Source organism: Novosphingobium sp. (assembly GCF_031424035.1).
Lineage (GTDB): Bacteria > Pseudomonadota > Alphaproteobacteria > Sphingomonadales > Sphingomonadaceae > Novosphingobium.
The window spans coordinates 56772-79039 of the sequence record NZ_JANPGP010000056.1; the positions used below are offsets into that span (position 1 = coordinate 56772).

Here is a 22268-nt window from a genome sequence, read left to right on the forward strand (position 1 = left end):
TTTCAAGCGAAACCGGACGAGCGGATATGTGTCAAATTGTAGCAAGCTCAGCTGGCGCCGCGCGCAGCCTCGGCCAATTCGCGTCCCCGATCGCGCGCGCGGCGGAGTGTTTCCTCGAGCAGCGCCGTCAATGCGGCGTTTTCATCGAGCGCGGACAGCCCTGCCACCGTGGTTCCGCCGGGGCTGGACACCTTGCGGGCGAGTTCGGCTGGACTGTCAGGCGAACTGGCGGCCAGCGCCGTCGCCCCTTCGACCATGGCAAGCGCCAGCCGGTCCGCCTGGCCGCGCGGCAGACCGAGGTTTTCCGCGCCTTGCGCCAATGCATCGATCACGCGGTAAACGAAAGCCGGCCCAGATCCGACCAGTGCCGTCATCAGGTCCATCAGGCTTTCATCGGCAATCCATTCGATCTGGCCCAGCGGCCCGAGGAGTGTCTCGATCGCGGATGCTTGCGCCGGGCTGACCGGTCCCGAGACCGCAATCGGAGACTTGCCGAGCGCCGCGGCGAGGTTCGGCATAACCCGCACGATCGCGCCCGCCCCCCGAAACGCCTTGCCCAGCGTGGGCAAGTCAACGCCGGCAAGCACCGAAAGAACTGAAGTATGCGAGCCGATCAGCGCCGAAATGGCAGGGGCGGCCTCTGCCAGTTGCTGCGGCTTTATGCCGAGCAGCACTGCGCCAAACTGGCCATCCGCCGGCAATTCGCGCAGTAACGTGACGCCTTGGGGCACTTCGGGACGCAGCGGATCGACCACGGTCACGTCTGCCGGGTTCATGCCACCTGCCAGCCACCCGGCCAGCATGGCACCGCCCATATTGCCGCATCCGATGATCAAAAGGCTCATGTCACTGGTCCCGCCGTTGCTTCTGGCCCGGCGTTAGCCACGCCCCCGGCGCGCGGCAAGCCGTTCAGGCTTCTCCCGCCGCGTCGACGAGCGCACTGGCAAGGGCATCGGCGGGGCTCTTGTCGCCCCAAAGGATGAACTGGAACGCCGGGTAGAAGCGATCGCATTCCTCAACTGCGGTCTCGATCGCGCTTTGGGCCTGCGCAACGCTTAGCAAACCGTCGTCGCCCAGCATCATGGCGTGGCGGTAAAGCAGGACCATGCCGTTCGACCAGACATCGAAATGGCCGAGCCAGAGCTGCTCGTTCACCAGCGCCAGCACCTCGTACATCGGTGCCTTCTTGTCATCGGGCACGCGAATGTCTGGCAGGCAGATCAATTGCAGCACGTGATCTTCGCTGCGCCAGACCGCCCGCAGCTGGTACGTCGCCCACGAACCCTGGATTTCCGTGGTCAATTCATCGTCGCCAACAAATTCATACTGCCAGCCGCGCGCTTCGCACAGCGATGCGAGCATCTCGACCGGGGCAGCGTCCTCGTCCTGGTTCATCGAAACCTGGCCAGTCCTCACGAAATCATGTTCCTGTTCATGGCGGCTGGATGCGTTGCCGCGCGGTTAAGGACAATCCAGCAAGTGCGATGGCCTGTGCATGACTTTACAAGCCTGTTCACACCATGTGGAAAAGCCCCGAGCCGGCAGCAGGAACTACAGCGGATCGACCACCTGCCCCGCCGGGCTCGTCCAGACGAAGGCATCGACTTTCTGCTTCTTCAGCTTTGCCAGCAAGGCCTTTGCCGCGCTTTCAGTCTCGAAGGGGCCAGTCAGAAGGCGGTTGGTCTTGCCCCAGTCGGTGGTCGAAGCCGATTTGCCGCGAAGCAGTTCGGGAACATCCTTGACCAGTGACTTCCAGTCAGACTGCATCGGCCCCTTGCCCCGCCCGACGCCGACCTGGATCCAGATGCGGCTGGGGTGACTGGGCTTGGTAACCTTGGCTTCGGCCTGCGCCTTGGCTGCGGCGATCTTGCGAATGTCCACCGCGCCCGAGGCAGGCACCGCTGCCGCTGTTGGCGCGCCAAGGTCGCCGAAGGCATCGAAGAACTTCGGCTTCGGCGGCGCGGCGGCAATTGCTGGCGCAGGCGCAGGCGTAGGCTTCGGAGTAGTTGTAATAGTTGCGGGCGGCAGGGTTGCTGGAGCGGTAGAAGGTGCAGGAACCAGCGCGGGACCAGTCGCAAGCGCCGTCGCGGGCGGAGTTACCTGCGCGGACGGGATGGTCAGCGGCTTGGCCGGTGGCAGTGTCACGGTGGCAACCTGCCGCGCCGGCGGCGTTTCAACCTGCGTCAAGACCGGCGGCTTGACCTGAAGCGGAGCGACAGTTTCTTCCCTCGCCGGCTTGAAATCCGGCAGCGCCGCGCGTTGCGGCACCGGCACGGCACTGGCCGCGCGCGCCACGGCGAGCTGCGTGGTTTTCTTGGCCTTCTCGTCCCGACCCTTTTCGGTGCCCTTTTCCGGTTTGCCGAGCGGCTTGCCGACAGGGACGAGCGTGCCTTCTGCGGTGGCAACGTGCACCGGCGGGGAATACCGCAGGACGCGCGGATCATCACGGCCAATGTCGGCTGCACGCGGAAAATGGCCGAAAGTCGCCGCTGCCGCCTGCTGCGCCTTGGTCAGGCGCGGCATGTAGCGCAGGTAGGGCGAGATTCCGACGGCCAGGTCCTGCGGCATCGACTGGTAAGCGATCGTCACCGCCTCGTCCGGCTTGCCAAGGATGGCGAGCGCGAACGCCCGGGTGCGATAGGCCGGCTTGTCCGCCTTTTGCAGCAGTGGCATCAGAACCTCTTCCATGCCGGTACGATTGCCGGCGATGGCGAGGCTGAGCGCAAGGCGGCGCTTCACTTCGTCACTGGGCGAGGCTGCCAGCGCCAGCCGGTAATACTTCTGGGCAGTGGCATTGTCGCCGACCAGATCATAGGCGAGCCCGCGATCGGCATTGAGCCGGGGGTCCATGCCGCCGGCGCCTTCGGCCTCGGTAAACAGGGGAATCGCATCATAGGGATTGCCGTTCTGCACCAGCGCCGCGGCCAGACCGGCGCGGACGCGCGGGCTGTTGGGCTGGATCGAGTCGGCATTGGCGAAAAAGCCGACGGCGGCGTCAACATCGCCCATGGCAAGCGCGGCGTTGCCGGCATCGATCAGCGCAACCACGTCTTTCGGATTACGCCCGAGCCGGGAAAGTGCGGAATTGAGCGCTTGCGATTCCGGTCCCGGCAGAGCCTGAACAACCGCACGGGACGTGGATTGGGCCAATGCCGGAAGCGGCGCAGCGGCAAGCCCAGCGAGAGCCAGCGCGAATATCCCGCCGAACTTCAACGCCCCGAACTTCGAAAATTGCGACACGTTCACTCCACCCACGCGCGACCCCGATCCCGTTGCGGCCTGACACAGCAACGCCGCTGCGACAATGGCGCAATGATGCTGAACGGCGCACGAACGGGGCAGCCCGGCGCGACCAGCGCGCCGGGGGCCAAGTTACTGGTTGTTCTGGCGTCCGAGGAAGCGCGGAATCGAGATCGAAGGCGTATCGGCCTCGTCCTTGGCTTCATCCTCTTCCGCTTCGTCAGACGAGCTGCCGCCGCGCGACAGGTTCGCCATACGCTCGAACAGAGTGCTGCCGGCGCTGCTCGACGACAGGCGCGGTGCCTTTTCATCGGCTTCGCTGCTGGACGACACCAGCGGGCGCTTGCGCATCAGCGGCGAGCCTTCATCTTCCTCGACCAGGCGGCTGGCGCTGCCGAGCAGATCGTCGTCACCGGCGGCCGGCGCGGACGCTTCTGCAGGTTCATCCGCAGCTTCGGCGGAAGTCCAGCCGGCGTCTTCGGGCGCCGCATCGGCAGCTTCGGCTTCATCGGACTCGGCAAATTCGCCCAGCTCGAACGCGTCTTCGTCAGCCGCCGCTTCCGGTTCGGGCGCCGGGACATAAGGTTCAGGCACTGCCGGGGCAGCAGCAGCCGGGGCAGTCTGCTCCATGCCAGCCGTTGGAAGCACTGGCCCGCGCGATGCGCTGAGGCTGAAAGGCTTGGCCGCTTCGGTCGCCATTTCGGCGGTCTGTTCGATGCCGGTGGCAACGACCGAGACGCGGATCTTGCCCTGCAGGTCCGGGTTGAACGCCGAACCCCAGATGATGTTGGCATTTGGATCGACAAGCTCGCGAATGTGGTTCGCGGCCTCATCGACTTCGAGCAGCTTCATGTCGTCGCCGCCGATGATCGAGATGATCACGCCCTTGGCGCCCTGCATCGACACGCCGTCGAGCAGCGGGTTCGAGATGGCGCGTTCGGCCGCTTCGAGCGCACGGTTTTCGCCCGCACCCTCGCCCGTGCCCATCATCGCCTTGCCCATTTCGCCCATGACCGAGCGGACGTCGGCGAAATCGAGGTTGATCAGGCCCGGCATGACCATGAGATCAGTAATCGACCGCACACCCTGCTGCAGCACTTCGTCGGCCAGGCTGAAGGCCTCCTTGAAGGTCGTTTCGGCCTTCGCGACGAGGAACAGGTTCTGGTTCGGAATGACGATCAGCGTATCGACGTGCTTCTGCAGTTCCTCGATACCGGCTTCCGCAGCGCGCATGCGGCGGGTGCCTTCAAACAGGAACGGCTTGGTCACGACGCCGACGGTGAGCACGCCCTTGTCACGCGCAGCCTTGGCGATCACGGGAGCCGCACCGGTGCCGGTGCCGCCGCCCATGCCGGCCGCGATGAAGCACATGTGCACCCCATCAAGCGAACGCTCGATCTCGGTCAGGGTTTCCTCAGCCGCAGCCTTGCCCACTTCGGGGCGCGAACCGGCGCCGAGGCCCTGGGTGATGTCCGGGCCAAGCTGGATGCGCTGTTCGGCAACCGACGTGTTCAGCGCCTGGGCGTCAGTGTTGGCGATGACGAAATCAACGCCTTCGATTTCCGCCCGGATCATGTTGGCGATCGCGTTCCCGCCAGCACCACCAACGCCGATCACGACGATGCGCGGGCGCAGTTCTTCCACTGCCGGTGGACCGATGTTGATGCTCATCTCGCTCTCCAAATAGACCCATGCCGCGGGTACGGGTGCGCACTTCTAATATTGACACGCTTCGACTCGGTTCCCCAAGCCACTTTCAGACGTTGTCCACAGGCCAAGCCTAAGGGATTCAACCTAGAAATATTCACGGATGGCCCTCCACACCCGTACGGCCAGGCCCATGCCCGCATAGGTATGGGTTTGCTGATAGTTAGGCCCGATCGCCCGGATGTCGATCGGATCGGCCGCCGCATAGAGGATCAGGCCGGCCAAAGCCGCAAATCCCGGCTTGGCGTGGGCATCGGCAAGGCCCCGGATTTCGGGGGCCTTGGCCACCCGGACAGGCTTGCCGAGCGCGGACTGCGCAAAATCGGCAAGGCCGGTCAGTTCCGCACCGCCGCCGGTAAAAACCACGAGCTGACCCTTTGTTCCAGTGAATCCAAGCACTTTGAGCGCCTTGTTCACTTCTTCCATCAAGCGACCAAGCTGCTGCGTGATCACCGCGACCAGTTCAGCGCGCGGGATCCGGTTCGCCTCGTCGGCATGGCGTGCGACCGGACCGGCGTTCTCTTCGCCCGGCGCGTTGATCGCGATCATCTCGCGGTGATCGGCGGGGCTGGCGATGGCCGAGCCGTTGACGCATTTCAGCCGCTCTGCCTGAAAACGGCGAATACCGAAGGCCGAGGCAATGGCATCTGTGACATCGCCCGAACCCATCGGGATCGAGGCAAGGCCGAGCAGCATGCCGCCAGCGTGGACCGAAACGTTGGTCACTTCCGCGCCCATTTCAACCAGAGCCACACCCAGATCGCGTTCTTCGGTGGAAAGGCAGGCATGGCCGGCGGCGATCGGCGAGGCGACGACGGCCTCGACATCGATATGCGCGTTCTGCACGGCTTCTGTAATGTTGCGGATCGGCGCGCCGTCCGCCAGCATGACGTGGATGTCTACCCCGAGGCGCTCGGCATGGAGCCCCTTGGGATTGGCCACCCCATGCGCCCCGTCGAGCGTGTAATGCGCCGGCTGGGCATGGAGTACCATGCGCCCGTCAGGCTGGATCACATCGCGCCCGGCGACCAAAAGGTGATCGATGTCGTCCTGTTCGATGCGGCGACCGCCAATCTCGATCTCGACCTGAGCGGTCTGGCTGGTTAGCCCTGCCCCTGACGTGCCGATCCACACCGAATTGACCGTTACGCCGGCGATCTTCTCTGCGCGTTCCAGCGCATCGCGCACCGCATAGGTAGCCGCCGTCATGTCGGTCACATAGCCGCGCTTGACGCCCTGCGCCGCGCGGTGGGCGGAGCCGAGGACGACCATCTCATTGGTTTCCGTAATGCCCGCGATCATCGCGGAAATGCGGAAGGAGCCGATGTTTACCGCGCCGAACAGGCGCGCAATGCGGGGCTGTGCCACTATTGCTGCTCCTTCTTCTTCTCGCCGGGCTTGGCCTTGTCGGTCTTGGCGCTGGCGACCTTGGCGCTGGCGACCTTGGTGTCGTTGGCATCCTTCGTTTCGGCAGAGGCAGACTTTTCCGCCGCCTTTGCCGCTGCAGCCTTCGCCGTGGCTGTCGCGGCGTCAGCGGCCCGCTCAGGCACGCGGAAATAGATGCGGCCAGCCGTGCGCATGTCGAACACGGCGACCTTGCCGCCGAGCAGGCGGTTGACGCCGTCCAGCCGTGCAAAGGTCATCAATGAATTGGCGGCATCCTTCTCCCCTTCCGGAAGGGCTAGTATCTGGCCGGTCTTGAAAGCGACATTCCAGCGGCGGTTGCCCACCCATTCGGCTTCGGTCACCTGCGGCTTGAGCGCAGGGGCCGCGCCGAGCAGCGTGGTCAGCGCTTCGACCTGCTTGGCTGAACCGGGACCGAAGACGATCAGCTTGCCCTTGGCGCGTTCAGCGGAAATCGGTTCAAGTTCGTGGCCGGTGGCATCGATCAGCACCAGCTTGTCAGGCTTGCGCAGCACGGCGTGAGGCTTGCGTTCCACTACGTCGATCACCAGCCGGTCAGGCAACTGGCGCGAAACGCGGGCATCCTCGATCCAGTTGAGCTGGACCAGTTCACTGCGGATCTGGTCGACATCGACTTCGGGCATCGGCCGGCCCATCGCCGTATCGACGCGTTCGTATATCTTGAGCTCGTTGAGGTGCTTGACCCCGCGCACCTCGACCTTGTTGACCGAAAAGCCGACATCGCCCGCCGCCATGGCGAACTGCCGCCCGATCAGTTCAGGCACGCCCGCCAGCCGCGCGATCACGACGACGGCGATGGCTGCAACCGCAAGGATGAACAGCAGGAACAGGCGCTGCAGCACCTCCTCGCTGACCGGCAGCCAGTTCATGAAGCTATCGAGCATGGAGCCGGTCTTCGCCTTGGCATTGCGCACCGAGCGCGCTTTGGACTGCTGCGCGGCGACCTTGCGGACGTTGCTTCCCTTGCGGCGGATGGTCTGGCTCATTTTGCCTCCCCGGCCCTATCGCGGATCGCCTCGGCAACGATTTCCTCGACGAGGTCTTCATAGCTCATGCCGCAATGCTTCGCCTGTTCAGGCACCAGACTGAGCGGCGTCATGCCCGGCTGGGTGTTGACCTCAAGCAGGAACAGCCCTTCGACCCCGCGCTGGTCATCCCAACGAAAATCGCTGCGGCTTGCGCCCTTGCAGCCGAGCAGCTTGTGGGCGCGCAGCGCGATCTCCTTGCAAGCTTCGGCAATGTCGTCTGGGATCTCGGCGGGGCACACATGCTCGGTCATACCGTCGGTGTACTTCGAATCGAAATCGTAGAAGCCGGACTTGGGCTTCAGTTCGGTGACCAGCAACGCGCGGTCGCCGATGACCGCCGTGGTCAGTTCGAGTCCGCGAATGAACGGCTCTGCCAAAAGCGAGGAAAACTCCTGCCACGGCCCCTTCGCCTCGCGGCTGATCGGCTGGCCGTAATTGCCCTCATCGGTCACGATGGCGACGCCCACAGAAGAACCTTCGTTAACCGGCTTCAGCACATAGGGCCGCGCCAGTGGATCGCATTCGTAAAGCTCCTCGCTCTGCACCACGCGCCCGCCGGGCATCGGGATGCCGTGCGGGACCAGCGCCTGCTTGGTCAGTTCCTTGTCGATCGCGATGACCGAGGTTGCGAGGCCGGAGTGAGTGTAAGTCAGCCCCATCAGGTCCATCATGCCCTGCACCGTGCCGTCCTCGCCCGGGCAGCCGTGGAGCGCGTTGAACACGACATCGGGCTTCGCCTCAGTGAGCTTCAGCGCGACATCGCGGTCCATGTCGATCCACGTGACCCGATGCCCGCGCGATTCCAGCGCCTTGGCAACGCCCTCGCCCGACATGAGCGAAACCGGCCGTTCGCTGGACCAACCGCCCATCAGGACCGCGATGTGAAGCTTCGGCAAAGTCACTTCTTACCTACCCTTTGAATTTCCCATTCGAGCGTAATGCCCGAGTTGTCTTTCACGCGCCGGCGCACTTCTTCGCCCAGCGCTTCGATATCGGCGCTGGTGGCATCGCCGGTGTTGATCAGGAAGTTGGTGTGCTTCTCGCTCACCTGCGCGCCGCCGATCTGGAGGCCCCGGCAGCCGGCTTTGTCGACCAGTTCCCAGGCCTTTTGGCCTTCAGGGTTTTTGAAGGTGGAGCCGCCGGTTTTCGAGCGCAGCGGCTGGCTGGCTTCGCGGCTGGCGGAGATCCGGTCCATTTCTGCCTGAATTGCGGCGGGTTCGCCCGGGCGGCCCTTGAATCGCGCGGCGACGACGATGGCGCCTTCGGGAAGTTCGGAGTGGCGATAGGTGTAATGCAGGTCGGCAACCGGCAGCGTGACCAGCTCGCCCGAGCGCAGCACGACGTCGCAATCGACGAGGATATCCTTGACCTCGCCGCCATAAGCGCCGCCGTTCATCCGCACGAAGCCGCCGACCGTGCCGGGGATCGAGCGAAGGAATTCGAGGCCGGCAATGGCATTGTCACGCGCGGTGGAGGAAACGAGAATCCCGCTCGCCCCGCCGCCGCAATCGAGCGTCAGGCCGGTGCTCGCGGTGACCTTGGCAAAGGCCTTGCCCAGCCGCACGACCACGCCGGTAACGCCGCCATCGCGGACGATCATGTTCGAACCAAGACCCAGAGCCATGACGGGCACGACCGGATCAAGGTCGCGCAGGAACTGTTGCAGGTCGGCGAGGTCTTTCGGCTCGAACAGCCACTGCGCCGTGCCGCCCGACTTGAACCACACCAGCGGCGCCAGCGGAGCATCTGCAGTCAACTTGCCGGCGACGCGCGGGAGGGTGTCGGCCATCATGCCCCCCTCTTGAGCTTGATCGCATCGGCCAGACCGGCGGCCCACTTGGTGATATCGCCCGCGCCAAGGCACACGACCATGTCGCCGGGCTGCGCCGAGTTCGCCAGCGCTTCGGCAAGCTCGTCGGCTCCCGCCACGGTGAACACCGCACGGTGGCCGCGCGCCTTTACGCCCTCGACCAGAGCCTGCGAATCCACGCCCTCGATTGGCGCTTCGCCTGCGGCATATACCGGCGCGGCATAGACAATGTCGGCATCGTTGAATGCCGACTGGAAGTCTTCCATGTGATCGCGCAGGCGGGTAAAGCGGTGCGGCTGGACCACGGCGATGACCCGCCCGGTGCCCACGCCTTCGCGCGCAGCGGAGAGCACGGCGCGAATTTCGACCGGGTGGTGGCCGTAATCGTCGATCACCGTCGTACCATCTACCTCACCCACCTTTGTGAAGCGGCGCTTGACGCCGTGGAACTTGTGGAAGCCGGTCTGGATGACATCGTCAGTGCAACCCATTTCCGCCGCTACTGCAACGGCAGCGAGCGCGTTCTGCACGTTGTGGCGGCCGGGCATCGGCAGTTCGATCCCCTCGATCCGGCGCTGCGAGCCATCGCGTTCGCGCACGACGACATCGAAGCGGTTGCCGCCGGGATAGGGCGTCACGTTCTCACCGCGCACGTCGGCCTGGGCCGAGAAACCGTAAGTCACCACGCGGCGATCGCGCACCTTGGGGATCACCGCCTGGACTTCGGGGTGATCGATGCATAGCACCGCGCAGCCATAGAACGGCACGTTCTCGATGAATTCGACGAAGGCATCCTTCACCGCATCGAACGATCCGTAATGGTCGAGGTGTTCGGGATCGATGTTGGTGACGACCGCAATGGTGCCGTCGAGGCGCAGGAACGAGCCATCGCTCTCATCGGCTTCGACCACCATCCAGTCGCTCGCGCCAAGGCGGGCGTTCGAGCCGTAGCTATTGATGATGCCGCCATTGATCACCGTGGGATCGACCCCGCCGGCATCGAGCAGCGCCGCGACCATCGATGTCGTCGTGGTCTTGCCGTGCGTACCAGCCACGGCGACGGTGTTCTTCAACCGCATCAGTTCGGCGAGCATTTCCGCGCGGCGCACCACCGGGATGCGGTGTTCGAGCGCGTAGACGACTTCGGGATTGTCGCGCTTCACTGCGGTCGAGGTAACGACCACGGCGGCATCGACGGCGTTCTCGGTCGCATGGCCGATGAAAACCTTGATTCCGCGCTTGCGCAGGCCCTCTACGACATAGCCCTCGGCAATGTCGCTGCCCTGCACCGTGTAGCCAAGGTTGTTCATCACCTCGGCAATGCCCGACATGCCGATGCCGCCGATGCCGACGAAATGAATCGTGCCGATTTCCGTGCCGACGCCCTTCATTCGGGCGTCTCCATGGCCAGTGCTTCCTTGCCCTGATGCGCCTGCGCGCTGCCGCCGACGCGGATGACGTCCATCATGGGGGCAGCGCCGAAGCTTTCCACCAGATCGGCTAGATCGGCGACAGCATTGGGATAGCCGCAGTTCCATGCAGCGTGGGCAGCATTGGCAAGGCTGCCGGGATTCTGCGCCATGGCCTGAATCTGCTTGGCGAGTTCCACCGCGGTAAAGCGTTCCTGACGGATCGCGCGCGCGCCGCCGGCCTCGACGATGTCGCGGCAATTGGCGGCCTGATGGTCGTCGGTGGCGATGGGGAGCGGGATGAGGATCGCCGGGCGACCAACCGCCGTCAGCTCTGACACGGTCGAGGCTCCGGCGCGGCCGATGAACAGATGCGCGTCGGCCAGGCGGTTCGCCATGTCCTCAAAATAGGTGCCGAGTTCGGCGGGAATGTCATGTCCGGCATAGCGCGCGCGGACCGCCTCGATATCCTCGGCGCGGCACTGCTGTGTGACCTGCAGGCGCTCGCGCAGCGCGGGCTGCAGCATGGCGAGGCCATCGGGGACAACTTCGGACAGTACTCGCGCACCCTGGCTGCCGCCTGTCACCAGCACGCGCAGCAGGCCGTCCTCGGTGAACGCCGGATAGGGCTTTTCGCGCAAGCCCAGCACATCGGCGCGAACCGGGTTGCCGACGAGGTGGACTTTTTCCTCAAGCTTGGGGGCCAGCCGGTCGATGTGGCTATAGGCCGTGGCAATGGCATTGACCTTGCCGGCAAGGAACCGGTTGACCCGGCCCAGCACGGCGTTCTGTTCGTGGATGATCGTCGGGATCCCCGCCGATTGCGCCGCCATCAGCGCCGGGAACGCGGGATAGCCGCCGAAGCCGACCACGCAACTTGGCTCAAAACTTTCGAACAGGCGCAGCGCCATGCGCCGCCCTTCCATGATGGCACGCACGCCCTTGATCCACGACAGCGGGTTCTTGCCCTGAAGTCGGCCGGCGGGAAGCACGTGTGCGGTCAGGCCGGCGGGTTTGCCGGGGATCTGCGCGCCCCGCGCGTCCGTGATCAGCGCCACGTGGTGCCCGCGGCGCTCAAGCTCTTCGGCAAGCACGAAGGCGGGGATCAGGTGTCCGCCCGTGCCGCCTGCGGCCAGCACGAAATGGCGGCTGACGGCGGTCATCGCTGGGTCTCCGGAGGAAATAGGTTGAACGGTTCGCGCCGCAGGAACGGATTGCGGCGGGTGATCGCCAGCATCAGCCCGATGCCGAAGCACAGCGCCAGCGTGGACGAACCACCGTAGGAAATCAGTGGCAGGGTCATGCCCTTTGACGGGAACAGGCCGAGATTGACGAGGATGTTGATAAAGGCCTGTCCGCCGATCTGCACCGCCAGCCCAGCCCCTGCGAGCACCGTGAACAGGTCTTCCTCGTCAATCAGGCGGAGCAGCACGCGCACGATCAGCGCGAGGTATACGATGACGATCATCAGGCAGAACAGCAGACCGAATTCCTCGCCGATGACCGAGAAAATGTAATCGGTATGCGCCTCGGGCAGCGCCAGCTTGCGCATACCCAGCCACATGCCGCTGCCGGTCCAGCCGCCGGCGGTGATGGTCTTGTGGGCCAAGTCGACCTGGTCATAGGCCGTGCCGCCACCGAGGAAATTGTCGATCCGGTGGCGGGCGTTGTCATAGAGGAAATAGGTCGCAATCACCGCCGTCAGACCGCCACCGATCAGGATCGAAATTTTCTTCATGTCCATGCCCGAAAGCATGACCAGCACGAACCACACGCCAACGAACAGCACCGTCGACCCGAAGTCCGGCTCGGCCATCAGCAGGGCCGAAACCATGATCATCAAGCCGGCGGTGATCGGGATCACCGGGATCTTGGCGTCGCGGATCTTCCAGCTGAGGATCCATGCCATCAGGATCGCATAGGCCGGCTTGAGAAATTCGGACGGCTGCAACGATCCGACGCCCAGATTGACCCAGCGCCGAGCACCCTTGACCGAATGGCCGATACCGGGAAGCAGCACCAGCACCAGCCCGACCAGCATGGCCGCGCCAAGCACGATGCCCACGCGCCGCGCCCATTCCTTCGACATGAACGACGCGCCAAGCATCACCAGGATGCCGGCGAACTGGACACGCAATTGCAGCCAGAAGAAGTGCAGATCATCAAGCTTGATATTCGCGGTAGACAGCTTGCGCGCGCTGGCCGGAGAGGCAGCCGCCACTGCTGCCGCGCCCATCGCCATCAGCGCGAGCACCAGCACCAGCGCCACCCGGTCAATCTCGCGCCACCAGACCGCGATTTCCTGAACCTTGCTGCGCCGGCGATTGCCAGCGCCGGGCGTGATGCCGGAACGGGGGACGAAAGGCGGATTGCTCGCCATCAGCAGGACCCACCTTCGAGCAGGGCATCGACGATCTGGCGGAAGGTATCGCCGCGCGCTTCGTAATCGCGGAACTGGTCGAAGCTGGCACAGGCAGGCGATAGCAGGACGACATCGCCGGGCTTGGCCTCTTCCATCGCCTGCCGGATCGCTTCACACATCATCTCGCTGCGGCGGACGGGCATATAGGGTTCGAGCAGGTTCGCGAACTTCGGCCCGGCCTCACCAATGGTATAGGCCGCCGCGACATTGCCGAAGAACGGCGCGCATTCGTCAAGATCGTCGCCCTTGGGCAGGCCGCCGAGGATCCAGTGGACGCGGCGATCAGGTTTTGGCGGGAAGGCCGCGAGCGCCGGTGCGGTGCTGGCCGGGTTCGTCGCCTTGCTGTCGTTGATGTAGAGTACGCCTTGCGCCTCGGCGACGCGCTCCATGCGGTGCGGCAGGCCCTTGAAAGTTGCCATGGCCGGGCGCCACTGACCCTCGGTCAGGCCGAGCGCCTCGACGATCTCCACCGCAACCGCCGCGTTCTGCAGGTTGTGCGGGCCTTGCAGCGTCGGCCAGTCCGGCTGCATCGCAGCCACGCGCGAGCCATCGGCGTAATGAACCAGTCCCGGCGCGCGGCGCGCCTGTTCGCGGCTGGCGATGGCCAACGTTTCGGGATCGCCAGTACCGAACACAGCGTGCTGCTCTGCCCGCTGCATTTCGGAAAGTCGCGCTTTCGACGCGGTGTAGCCGCCGAAACCATCATAGCGATCGAGATGATCAGGCGTGATGTTGAGCAGCGCGGTCACCTCGCAAGCGAGGCTGTAGGTCAGGTCGATCTGGTAGCTCGACAGTTCGAGAACATAAACCCCGCCCGCCGGCAGCGGATCCTGCGCGAGGATGGGAAGTCCGATGTTGCCGCCCATCCGCACCGGCAGCGCCGCGCTCTTGAGCAGATGGTGGACCAGCGCGGTCGTGGTCGACTTGCCGTTGGTGCCCGTGATGCCGATGACGCGGTGCGCAGGCAGGTCTGCACGGGCCAGCGCAAACAGTTCGATGTCGCCGATCACCGGGACGCCGACGGCCGCCGCTTCGCTGGCGATCGGATGGGTGTTGAGCGGCACGCCGGGCGAGACGACGATGCCGTCGAACCCGGCAAGGTCGGCACCAACCGGATCGGCCAGCTCCACCTTGTCGCCGAATTCGGCCATGACCTGCTGGCGCGGTTCTTCGCGGTTGTCCCAGGCCATGACATGGGCCCCGCTCTTCACCAGCGTGCGCACCGCGGCCAGCCCCGAACGGGCAAGGCCGAGGACCGCGTAACGCTTTCCGGCAAAGGCGGCGGAGGTGAGCATCGGCGCGGCGTTACCGCAGTTTCAGCGTGGACAGGCCGATCAGCGCAAGGATGATCGAGACGATCCAAAAACGGATGACGACGGTTTCTTCCTTCCAGCCCTTCTGTTCGAAGTGGTGGTGGATCGGCGCCATCTTGAACACGCGGCGCCCGGTTCGCTTGAACCAGAACACCTGAATGATCACCGACAGCGCCTCCATCACGAAGAGCCCGCCGACGATGGCGAGCACGATCTCGTGATGTGCGGCAACCGCGATTGCGCCCAGCGCCCCGCCGAGGGCAAGGCTGCCGGTATCGCCCATGAAGACGGCGGCCGGTGGCGCGTTGAACCACAGGAAGGCCAGCCCTGCCCCCATGATCCCGGCACAGAGGATCGCCAGTTCGCCCGCGCGCGGAACGTGCGGGATGCCGAGGTAGCCGGCATAGTCGATGCGGCCAGCGAGGTAGGCAATAATCGCGAAGGTTCCAGCCGCGATGATCACCGGCATGGTGGCCAACCCGTCAAGCCCGTCCGTCAGATTCACGGCATTGCCCGCGCCGACGATGACGACGGCGGCAAAGACGTAATAGAGCGGACCCAGCGGGATGTAGCGGCCCGAAAGGAACGGGATATAGAGGTTCGTGTCAATCTGGCTGACGATGATGTAGCTCGCGATGCCAGCGACGAGGAATTCCAGCCCCAGCCGCAACTTGCTGGAAAGCCCGGCAGTCGAACGCTTCTTCACCTTGTCGTAATCGTCAAGGAAACCGATGATGCCGAAGCCGATGGTCACGGACAGACAGGCCCAGAGGAACGGGTTGCTGAGGTCCATCCACAGCAGCATCGAAATGACCAGCGAGACGAGGATCATCAACCCGCCCATGGTCGGCGTGCCGCGCTTGGCAAGGTGCGTCTGCGGTCCGTCGGTGCGGATCGGCTGGCCCTTGCCCTGACGCAGGCGCAGCATATTGATGAAGCGCGGGCCGATGATCAGGCCGATGACAAGCGCCGTCATCAGTGCGGCGCCCGCACGGAAAGACTGGTAGCGGATGAGGTTCACGATACCCGGGAAATGCAGCCATTCGGCAATGATGTAGAGCATTCCTCGGCGATCCTATTCCTTCCCTTCGACGAGCGCGGCCACCACAGCCCCAAGCCCAACCGAATTCGACCCCTTCACAAGCACGGCATCGCCCTGCTCCAACCCGAACTGCGCGAGCACTTCCAATGCTTCGGCAGGTGTCCGGCAATGGGCGAAGGGCGCGGCAAAGCCAAGCGCGGAACCCGCCGATTTCCCCAGTTCGTCGGCCAAAGCCGCCATCTCGTCGCCCACAAGGACGAGGTAATCGACCTTGGCGGCAGCAATCGGCTCAATCAGCGCGGCATGAAACTTCGGCGCGAAGTCGCCCAGCTCCTTCATCGCGCCCAGAACGGCGATGCGGCGCGTAGCTTTTGTCGCCCCCAATTGCGCCAATGTGGCCCGCATTGAGGCGGGATTGGCGTTGTAGCTTTCGTCGATCAGCAGTGCGGTTCCGCCGCTGATATTGACGGTGTGACGCGCGCCCCGGCCCTTCAGGCCTTCCATCTCGGCAAGCGCCAGACCTGCTGCGCCAAGATCGCCCCCGGCAGCACGGACTGCGGCGATCACGCCGAGCGAATTGGCCACCCAGTGATCTCCCGGGGCGGCAACGGTGTAGCACAGCCGCCGGTCGCCAAGGTCAGCCGTCACCAGCGAACCGCCGCCCGGGGCCTGCACAGCATCGAGCAGGCGGACATTGGCGTGAGCCGCCGTGCCGAACGAGACAACCTTCGCGCCCTGCTTTTCGGCTGCGGCGCGCAGCCGCCAGTAATGCGGGCTGTCTGCCGGGATCACTGCCGTGCCGCCGGGTTCGAGGCCAAGGAAAATCTCCGCCTTGGCATCGGCAATCGCTTCCTCGCTGCCGAGGTTTTCGATGTGCGCCGGGGCAATCGTGGTGATCACGGCGACGTGCGGGCAAACCTGCGTGGCGAGGCTGGCAATCTCGCCTGCGTGGTTCATCCCCATCTCGAACACGCCGAACTTGGCGCGTTCGGGCAGGCGGGCGAGGCTCAGCGGAACGCCGACATGGTTGTTATAGCTCTTTACCGAGCGGTGCGCCTGTCCGTTCGATCCGCGATCGAGAGCGGCGAAGATGGCTTCCTTGACCCCGGTCTTGCCGACCGAACCGGTGACGCCAACGATCCGCGCATGGCTGCGCTCGCGCGCCGCCTTGGCAAGGTGCTGGAGCGCGGTGAAAGTATCCTTGACGAGGATATGCGGCCCGCGGATGGGGCGGTCGACAATGGCCGCCGCTGCGCCGCGCTCAAATGCCGCTTCGACAAAGCGGTGGCCGTCCATCGCCTCGCCCTTGAGCGCGAAGAACAGGTCGCCCGGCAGCACGTCGCGGCTGTCGATCTCGACGCCCGAGACCTGGAAATGTGCGTTGGCCGTGCCGGATGTGGCGCGAACGATGGCTTCGGAGGTCCACAGCGCAAGGCCGGCATCGTCGATCGCTTCGATCGGCCAGTCGATAAGGGCGGCGATATTCATTGGCCGGCAGCCTCCCGTGCTACGGTGACGTCGTCGAATGGCAGGACGCGGGTTTCGGCACCGCGCCCGATGATCTGGCCCTGCTCGTGCCCCTTGCCGGCGATGAGGACGATGTCGTCCTTGCTGGCTTCGGTAACAGCGGCGGCGATGGCCGCACGGCGGTCGCCAATCTCGCGCGCTCCCTGCGCACCAGCGAGGATCTGGCGGCGAATCTCGGCGGGATCTTCGCCGCGCGGATTGTCATCGGTTACAATGGCAGGTTCTGCTTGTTCCACAGCGATGCGGCCCATCTGCGAGCGCTTGCCGGCATCACGGTCGCCGCCCGCGCCGAACACGACGATCAGGCGTCCGGCAACGTGCGGTCGCAGCGCGGCAATCGCGGCTTCGAGCGCGTCGGGCGTGTGGGCATAGTCGACATAGACCGGCGCGCCGGCGCGGGTAATCGCTGCACGTTCAAGCCGCCCGCGCACCGGCTGCAGCCGCGAAAGCGCATCGAACACGCGGTCCGGCTCCTCGCCAGTGGCAATCGCCAGACCCGCCGAAACCAGCGCATTCGCCGCCTGATAGGCGCCGATCAGCGGCAGGTTGACCTTGCGCGCCGCACCCCCGAATTCGATTTCCAGCACCTGGCCAAGCTGGCCGGGGTGACGGGCGAGAAGGCGGATAGACTCCCCCTCCTCGCCCACCGTGAACAGGCTCAAGCCCCGTACGCGAGCCTGTTCGCTCGCCCGGGCAGACCACTCGCCATCGTCCGCCCAGACAACTGCCGTACCGCCGTTCTCGACCACTTCGGACAGCAGCCGCATCTTGGCCGCGAAGTAGTCTTCCATGTCCTTGTGGTAATCGAGATGATCGCGGCTGAGATTTGTGAATGCCCCCGCCTTCACCCGCAGTCCCTCGTTGCGGAACTGCGACAAGCCGTGGCTAGATGCCTCGTAAGCGACGTGAGTCACGCCTTCGCGCGCCAATCCGGTCATATTGGCGAGGAAGGTGACGATGTCCGGCGTGGTCAACCCGGTCGAGACGCTTTCATCGCTGGTGGTCACGCCCAGCGTGCCGATCGAGGCGGCGCGGTGGCCGCACATCCGCCAGATCTGGCGGGTCATTTCTACGCAGGAAGTCTTGCCGTTAGTGCCGGTCACGGCGACCACGGTTTCGGGCACCGGCGTGAAGAACCGGGCAGCAAGACGGGCAAAGGTCTTGCGCGGGTTGGCGTCGGCAATGTGGACCACCCCTTCGACCCGCGCTTCCGGCCTTGCGACCACGGCTACGGCCCCGGCCTGAACCGCCGCCGGAATGAAATCCTCGCCATTGACGGCGGCACCCTGAAACGCGCCGAATACGCAGCCTTGCGCGACTTTGCGATTGTCGATGGCAAAGCCAGTGACGGGAAGGTCGCCGCCCGAGGGCAGAGCGATCCCCGCGGCCTGGGCGATCGCTCCCAGCTTCATTCGCCGTCCCCGTTTGCCACCAGCGGCGCCAGGTCGGTGAGGTCGATATCGCGGCCATCGTCGGGCATCACGCCCAGCAGCGGGCCGATGCGCGGCACCAGCTTGCCGACGATTGGTGCCGCGGTATAGCCCGCCGTGCGCTGGCCCGACGTGGCCACGGTTGCCTTGGGTTCGACCATCGTCGTCACCACGACATAGCGCGGAGCGTCCATCGGGAAAGCTGCCGCGAAAGTCGAGACCACGCGGTCCTTGTGATAGCCGAATTCGTCAGCAATTTCAGCCGTTCCGGTCTTGCCGCCAACGCGGTAACCGGCGGCGTCTGCCTTGCGGCCCGTGCCGATGGAGACGATCAGGCGGAGCAGCTGGCGCATGCGCGCGCTGGTCGAGGCCTTGAACACCCGGCGGCCTTGCGGCGCCTTGTCCGGCGCGATCTTCATCAGCGTGGCGGGCCGCCAGATGCCGCCGTTGACCATGGCCGCATAGGCCGAGGCGAGGTGCAGCGGGGTCAACGCAATGCCGTGGCCGAAGGCGACGCGGGTGGTGGTGATGTTCGACCATTCACGCGGCAGCTGCGGATTGCGGCGACCGGGCAGTTCCAGATAAGGCTTTTCGAAGAAACCCAGCGACTTGAGGTTGGCGCTGAGCGCCTGCGGCCCCAGCGCCTCGCCGATCTGGGCCAGCACAATGTTCGATGAATGGATCAGCGCTTCGGGCACATTGAGCGATGCGCCATAGCTCTTGTGATCGTGCACGGGCCGCCCAGCGATGACCATCTGCGCGCCCGCCGGCCAGCGCCGGGCAATGTCGGTAATCAGCCCGGCATCGATCGCCGCCGCCACCGTGATCGGCTTGAACACCGAGCCAAGCTCGTAGTTCTGGCCGGTCATCACGTTGTGCATCAGGCCTTCGCCATTGGCGTCGAGGACCGATGGCCGGTTGGGGTCGAACGAAGGCCCCGAAGCAAAGGCCAGGACTTCGCCGGTTTCAACATCGAGCACGATGCCGCCGCCGCCCTTGGCATTGCTGGCCGCAATCTGCTTGGCCAGTTCGTCTTCCAACGCGCCTTGCACGCGGGCATCGATCGACAGCGCGACTGGCTGGCCGCGCATCGCCGGGTCTTTCAGCCGCGCATCGAGCACTTGCTCCATGCCGATCAGGCCGTTGCCGTTGCGGTCGACATAGCCGAGCACGAAGGCCGCCATGGTGCCTTGCGGGTAGAAGCGCTCCTCTTCCTTGGGGAACTGCAGCGCCGCCTCGCCCAGCGCCTGCACCTTGTCGGCCTCTTCGGGCAGCACGCGGTGGCGGATATAGGCCGACTTGCCCGCTGACAGCACCGAAACGAGGTTGTCGTAATTTTCGTCCGGGAAGATCTGCACCAGCTCGCGGGCGAGTTCCTGCGGGCTTTTGACCAGCGCCGGATCGCCGTCCATCGGGCGGGCATCGAACCACAGGGCAAAGGTGGGCAGCGCGCGGGCGAGCGGCACGCCGTTGCGGTCGGTAATCTCGGCCCGCGGCGGGCGCAGCGCCTCGGCCATCGACAGCGCCGCCGGGGCATCGCCATCGACGCCCAGGTAAGCCAGCCGCGCGGTCGAGGCGACGGCGAGCGCGCCGAAACCGGCAGCGACCAGCAGCAGCCGCCACTTGGCAATGTGCAGCATGCGCTGGCGCACGTTGACGAGTTGCATCCGCCCCGAGCTTTTCTGGGTCGAGATGGCTACGGCGGTCATTCTCGGATCGTATCGCGCTTCGTGGCTGACACCTGCGACAGGCGGGCACCGAGGTTGCCGGCAGTCGCAGCTATGCGGCGCGGCTTTTCAGGTTTGACCTCGGATGCTTCGGCTCGGCCGGACAGCGGATTGACCAGCGTGGGGAAACTGCTTTCCTCTTCGCGGGCGGCGCTGGCGACCATGATCGGCGCGGGCGCATCTGCCGCGCGAGGCTTACCCAACGAGGCAAGCTGGCGCTCGCTTTCGAGGTACTGGCCCGGGGTCGGCGCCTTGAAGCCGAATTCGAAATCGTTGAGCGCGGTCAGCTTGCGCTGGCTGGCGCGGGTCTGGAACTCGGTCTTGAGCAGTTCCTTTTGCTGCTGCACCGAAACCAGCTTGCGCTCGACCAGACGAACTTCGCTTTTCACCGCATTGACCCGGAAGGTCAGCGCAACGAGCATGGCGAAACAGACCGTGAGTATCGCGGCCCAACCGATCTTTTGCAGACGTGAACGGGTGACGATCATGCGGCATTCCTTTCGGAACGAGGCAGATTTGGCCTCTCGGACTGGGGCAGGTTTGGCCGCGGCGGCGCGGCGGTGCGCGTGGCGCTGCGCAGGGTCGCGGACCGGGACCGGGGATTGCGGGCAACTTCGGTTTCACTTGGACGTATGGCCTTCGCGACCTGTGCGAAGGTGGCTGCCGGGCCGGTTCCGACCTCTGGCAGATAGCGCGAACCCGAGGGCAAGGCTCCGCTGGCCTTGCGGAGAAACTGCTTCACGACGCGGTCTTCAAGGCTGTGGAAGCTGACCACGGCGAGCCGTCCGCCTTCCCCCAGCAACACTTCAGCTGCGGTCAGGCCGGCATCAAGCTCGTCAAGCTCAGAATTGACGTGGATGCGGATCGCCTGAAACGAGCGGGTCGCGGGATCCTTGGGCGCCGGGCCCTTGTTCGAATGGGGACGGTAACCCAGCGCCTTGCGGATCACCTGCGCCAGTTGGCCGGTCGTTTCCAGCGGGCGGGCGGCGACGATGGCGCGGGCCACACGGCGCGACTGGCGCTCCTCGCCATGAGTGTAGAGCACGTCGGCGATGTCGCTCTCGTCGGCTTCGTTGAGGAAGTCGGCGGCGCTGGGGCCGTCCTGCGACATACGCATGTCGAGCGGGCCATCGGACGAGAAGGCAAAGCCGCGCTCCGCCTGGTCGAGCTGCATCGAGGACACACCGATGTCCATGACCACGCCGTCAACGCGTGAGACGCCGGCTTCGGCCAGCGAGGTGAGCATTTCCGAAAAGCGGCGCGGGTGGAGGACGAGGCGGGGTTCGTCACCCTGTGTTTCGGCCCAAAGCTGCCCGGCAGCAATCGCATCGGGGTCGCGGTCAAAGGCGTGAACGGTCGCACCGGCATCGAGCAGCCGGCGCGTATAGCCGCCAGCGCCGAAGGTGGCGTCAACGATCAGCGATCCGGGCGCAGGGGCGAGCGCTTCGATCACTTCATCAAGCAGGACGGGGATATGCGGCGCGCCGGTCATTTCGCGCCCTTTCCGGCCTTGAAGCGGCCCATGGCGGCGGCGCAATTGCGCTTGATGGTGGCGTGGTCGTCGCCAAGGCTGGGCACCAGATCGGGGCTGTAGATCAGGAAATGCCGCATCGAGCCCTGGAAATAGACCTTGTCGGTGATGCCGGCGTGTTCGAGCAGGTCGATCGGCAGGGCAAAGCGGCCGCTGTCATCGAAGGGGATCTTTTCAAAGCTGAACAGTTCGATCTCGCGGTCTTCGCGGTCGAATTCCTTGCCCAGTTCGATGGCGATGGCCTCTTCCTTGTCGATCCGCGCTTCCAGTTCGACCCGGTGGGAAAGGCCGAAACCCATGAGGCAGGGACGCGTGGGATGGGCCTGGAGGCAGACGATGCGCTGGCCATTCGAGGATTCGCGGACGAGATGGCGGAATTCCGGCGGCAGCACAAAGCGATCGCCGCCTACCTTGGCGGTGACCTCCTTCCCACTGTACATGACCGGCCCGTCGCTCACTCGCCCCAGCCCCACTAAAACCGAACCCGTCAACGGGACAAAGCTTCCTCGCCCCAGCAACGCGCCCTCGCTGCTGGCTGACCCCCCTGTTTGAGGAATCGGCAAATGGATTCATCCCGACCGGACCCTATGCATATCGCGGAAGGACCGGGGTGGAAAGGGGTAGAGTCGGAATTTTCGGGAAATTCTCGTTAAACTA

At 65.0% G+C, this 22268-nt stretch carries 19 protein-coding genes; all 19 read right to left on the reverse strand.

Features of this window, described 5'->3' with window-relative positions; genetic code table 11:
- Positions 1-47: 47 nt before the first annotated feature.
- The 19 genes from proC to RMO89_RS08990 all read right to left on the reverse strand — a co-directional run bounded on the left by proC (position 48) and on the right by RMO89_RS08990 (position 22051).
- The gene (proC, locus tag RMO89_RS08900; protein ID WP_310532583.1) at positions 48-845 is read right to left on the reverse strand and encodes a pyrroline-5-carboxylate reductase; all 798 of its coding nucleotides are present in this window, start codon (positions 843-845) and stop codon (positions 48-50) included.
- A 64-nt stretch (positions 846-909) separates the two neighbouring features.
- Positions 910-1395 (reverse strand): YbjN domain-containing protein, encoded by a 486-nt coding sequence (locus RMO89_RS08905; protein WP_310532606.1) that lies wholly within the window; start codon positions 1393-1395, stop codon positions 910-912.
- A gap of 156 nt (positions 1396-1551) precedes the next feature.
- On the reverse strand, positions 1552-3240 hold the full coding sequence (locus RMO89_RS08910) for a tetratricopeptide repeat protein (protein ID WP_310532584.1): 1689 nt from the start codon (positions 3238-3240) through the stop codon (positions 1552-1554).
- Between the two features lie 132 nt (positions 3241-3372).
- A complete protein-coding gene (gene ftsZ, locus RMO89_RS08915; RefSeq protein WP_310532585.1) occupies positions 3373-4911 on the reverse strand; it encodes a cell division protein FtsZ in 1539 nt (512 codons plus the stop codon).
- Positions 4912-5034: 123 nt separating this feature from the next.
- A complete protein-coding gene (gene ftsA / locus RMO89_RS08920; RefSeq protein ID WP_310532586.1) occupies positions 5035-6315 on the reverse strand; it encodes a cell division protein FtsA in 1281 nt (426 codons plus the stop codon).
- Positions 6315-7358, reverse strand: a complete 1044-nt coding sequence (locus RMO89_RS08925) for an FtsQ-type POTRA domain-containing protein (protein WP_310532587.1) — start codon at positions 7356-7358, stop codon at positions 6315-6317. The genes ftsA and RMO89_RS08925 overlap by 1 nt, the downstream gene beginning before the upstream one ends.
- On the reverse strand, positions 7355-8302 hold the full coding sequence (locus RMO89_RS08930; protein WP_310532588.1) for a D-alanine--D-alanine ligase: 948 nt from the start codon (positions 8300-8302) through the stop codon (positions 7355-7357). The genes RMO89_RS08925 and RMO89_RS08930 overlap by 4 nt, the downstream gene beginning before the upstream one ends.
- Positions 8299-9189: a UDP-N-acetylmuramate dehydrogenase gene (gene murB / locus RMO89_RS08935; protein ID WP_310532589.1), complete on the reverse strand. Its 891-nt coding sequence runs from the start codon at positions 9187-9189 to the stop codon at positions 8299-8301. Before murB ends, RMO89_RS08930 begins: the two co-directional genes overlap by 4 nt.
- Positions 9189-10601: a UDP-N-acetylmuramate--L-alanine ligase gene (gene murC / locus RMO89_RS08940; RefSeq protein ID WP_310532590.1), complete on the reverse strand. Its 1413-nt coding sequence runs from the start codon at positions 10599-10601 to the stop codon at positions 9189-9191. Before murC ends, murB begins: the two co-directional genes overlap by 1 nt.
- Entirely contained in the window at positions 10598-11782 is a 1185-nt protein-coding gene (gene murG / locus RMO89_RS08945; protein WP_310532591.1) for an undecaprenyldiphospho-muramoylpentapeptide beta-N-acetylglucosaminyltransferase, read from the reverse strand. The genes murC and murG overlap by 4 nt, the downstream gene beginning before the upstream one ends.
- Entirely contained in the window at positions 11779-12999 is a 1221-nt protein-coding gene (locus RMO89_RS08950; RefSeq protein ID WP_310532592.1) for a putative peptidoglycan glycosyltransferase FtsW, read from the reverse strand. Before RMO89_RS08950 ends, murG begins: the two co-directional genes overlap by 4 nt.
- Positions 12999-14336 carry a UDP-N-acetylmuramoyl-L-alanine--D-glutamate ligase gene (gene murD, locus RMO89_RS08955; protein WP_310532593.1) on the reverse strand — a complete coding sequence of 446 codons (1338 nt, stop codon included), beginning with the start codon at positions 14334-14336 and terminating at the stop codon, positions 12999-13001. The genes RMO89_RS08950 and murD overlap by 1 nt, the downstream gene beginning before the upstream one ends.
- A 10-nt stretch (positions 14337-14346) precedes the next feature.
- A complete protein-coding gene (gene mraY, locus RMO89_RS08960) occupies positions 14347-15417 on the reverse strand; it encodes a phospho-N-acetylmuramoyl-pentapeptide-transferase (protein ID WP_310532595.1) in 1071 nt (356 codons plus the stop codon).
- A 12-nt stretch (positions 15418-15429) separates the two neighbouring features.
- Positions 15430-16884 (reverse strand): UDP-N-acetylmuramoyl-tripeptide--D-alanyl-D-alanine ligase, encoded by a 1455-nt coding sequence (gene murF / locus RMO89_RS08965; protein WP_310532596.1) that lies wholly within the window; start codon positions 16882-16884, stop codon positions 15430-15432.
- Positions 16881-18335, reverse strand: coding sequence for a UDP-N-acetylmuramoyl-L-alanyl-D-glutamate--2,6-diaminopimelate ligase (locus RMO89_RS08970; RefSeq protein ID WP_310532597.1), 1455 nt, complete (start codon positions 18333-18335; stop codon positions 16881-16883). Before RMO89_RS08970 ends, murF begins: the two co-directional genes overlap by 4 nt.
- On the reverse strand, positions 18332-20062 hold the full coding sequence (locus RMO89_RS08975; protein WP_310532598.1) for a penicillin-binding protein 2: 1731 nt from the start codon (positions 20060-20062) through the stop codon (positions 18332-18334). Before RMO89_RS08975 ends, RMO89_RS08970 begins: the two co-directional genes overlap by 4 nt.
- Positions 20059-20568: a hypothetical protein gene (locus tag RMO89_RS08980; RefSeq protein WP_310532600.1), complete on the reverse strand. Its 510-nt coding sequence runs from the start codon at positions 20566-20568 to the stop codon at positions 20059-20061. Before RMO89_RS08980 ends, RMO89_RS08975 begins: the two co-directional genes overlap by 4 nt.
- Positions 20565-21572: a 16S rRNA (cytosine(1402)-N(4))-methyltransferase RsmH gene (gene rsmH, locus RMO89_RS08985; RefSeq protein ID WP_310532602.1), complete on the reverse strand. Its 1008-nt coding sequence runs from the start codon at positions 21570-21572 to the stop codon at positions 20565-20567. Before rsmH ends, RMO89_RS08980 begins: the two co-directional genes overlap by 4 nt.
- A complete protein-coding gene (locus tag RMO89_RS08990) occupies positions 21569-22051 on the reverse strand; it encodes a division/cell wall cluster transcriptional repressor MraZ (RefSeq protein ID WP_310532603.1) in 483 nt (160 codons plus the stop codon). Before RMO89_RS08990 ends, rsmH begins: the two co-directional genes overlap by 4 nt.
- Between the last annotated feature and the right edge of the window lie 217 nt (positions 22052-22268).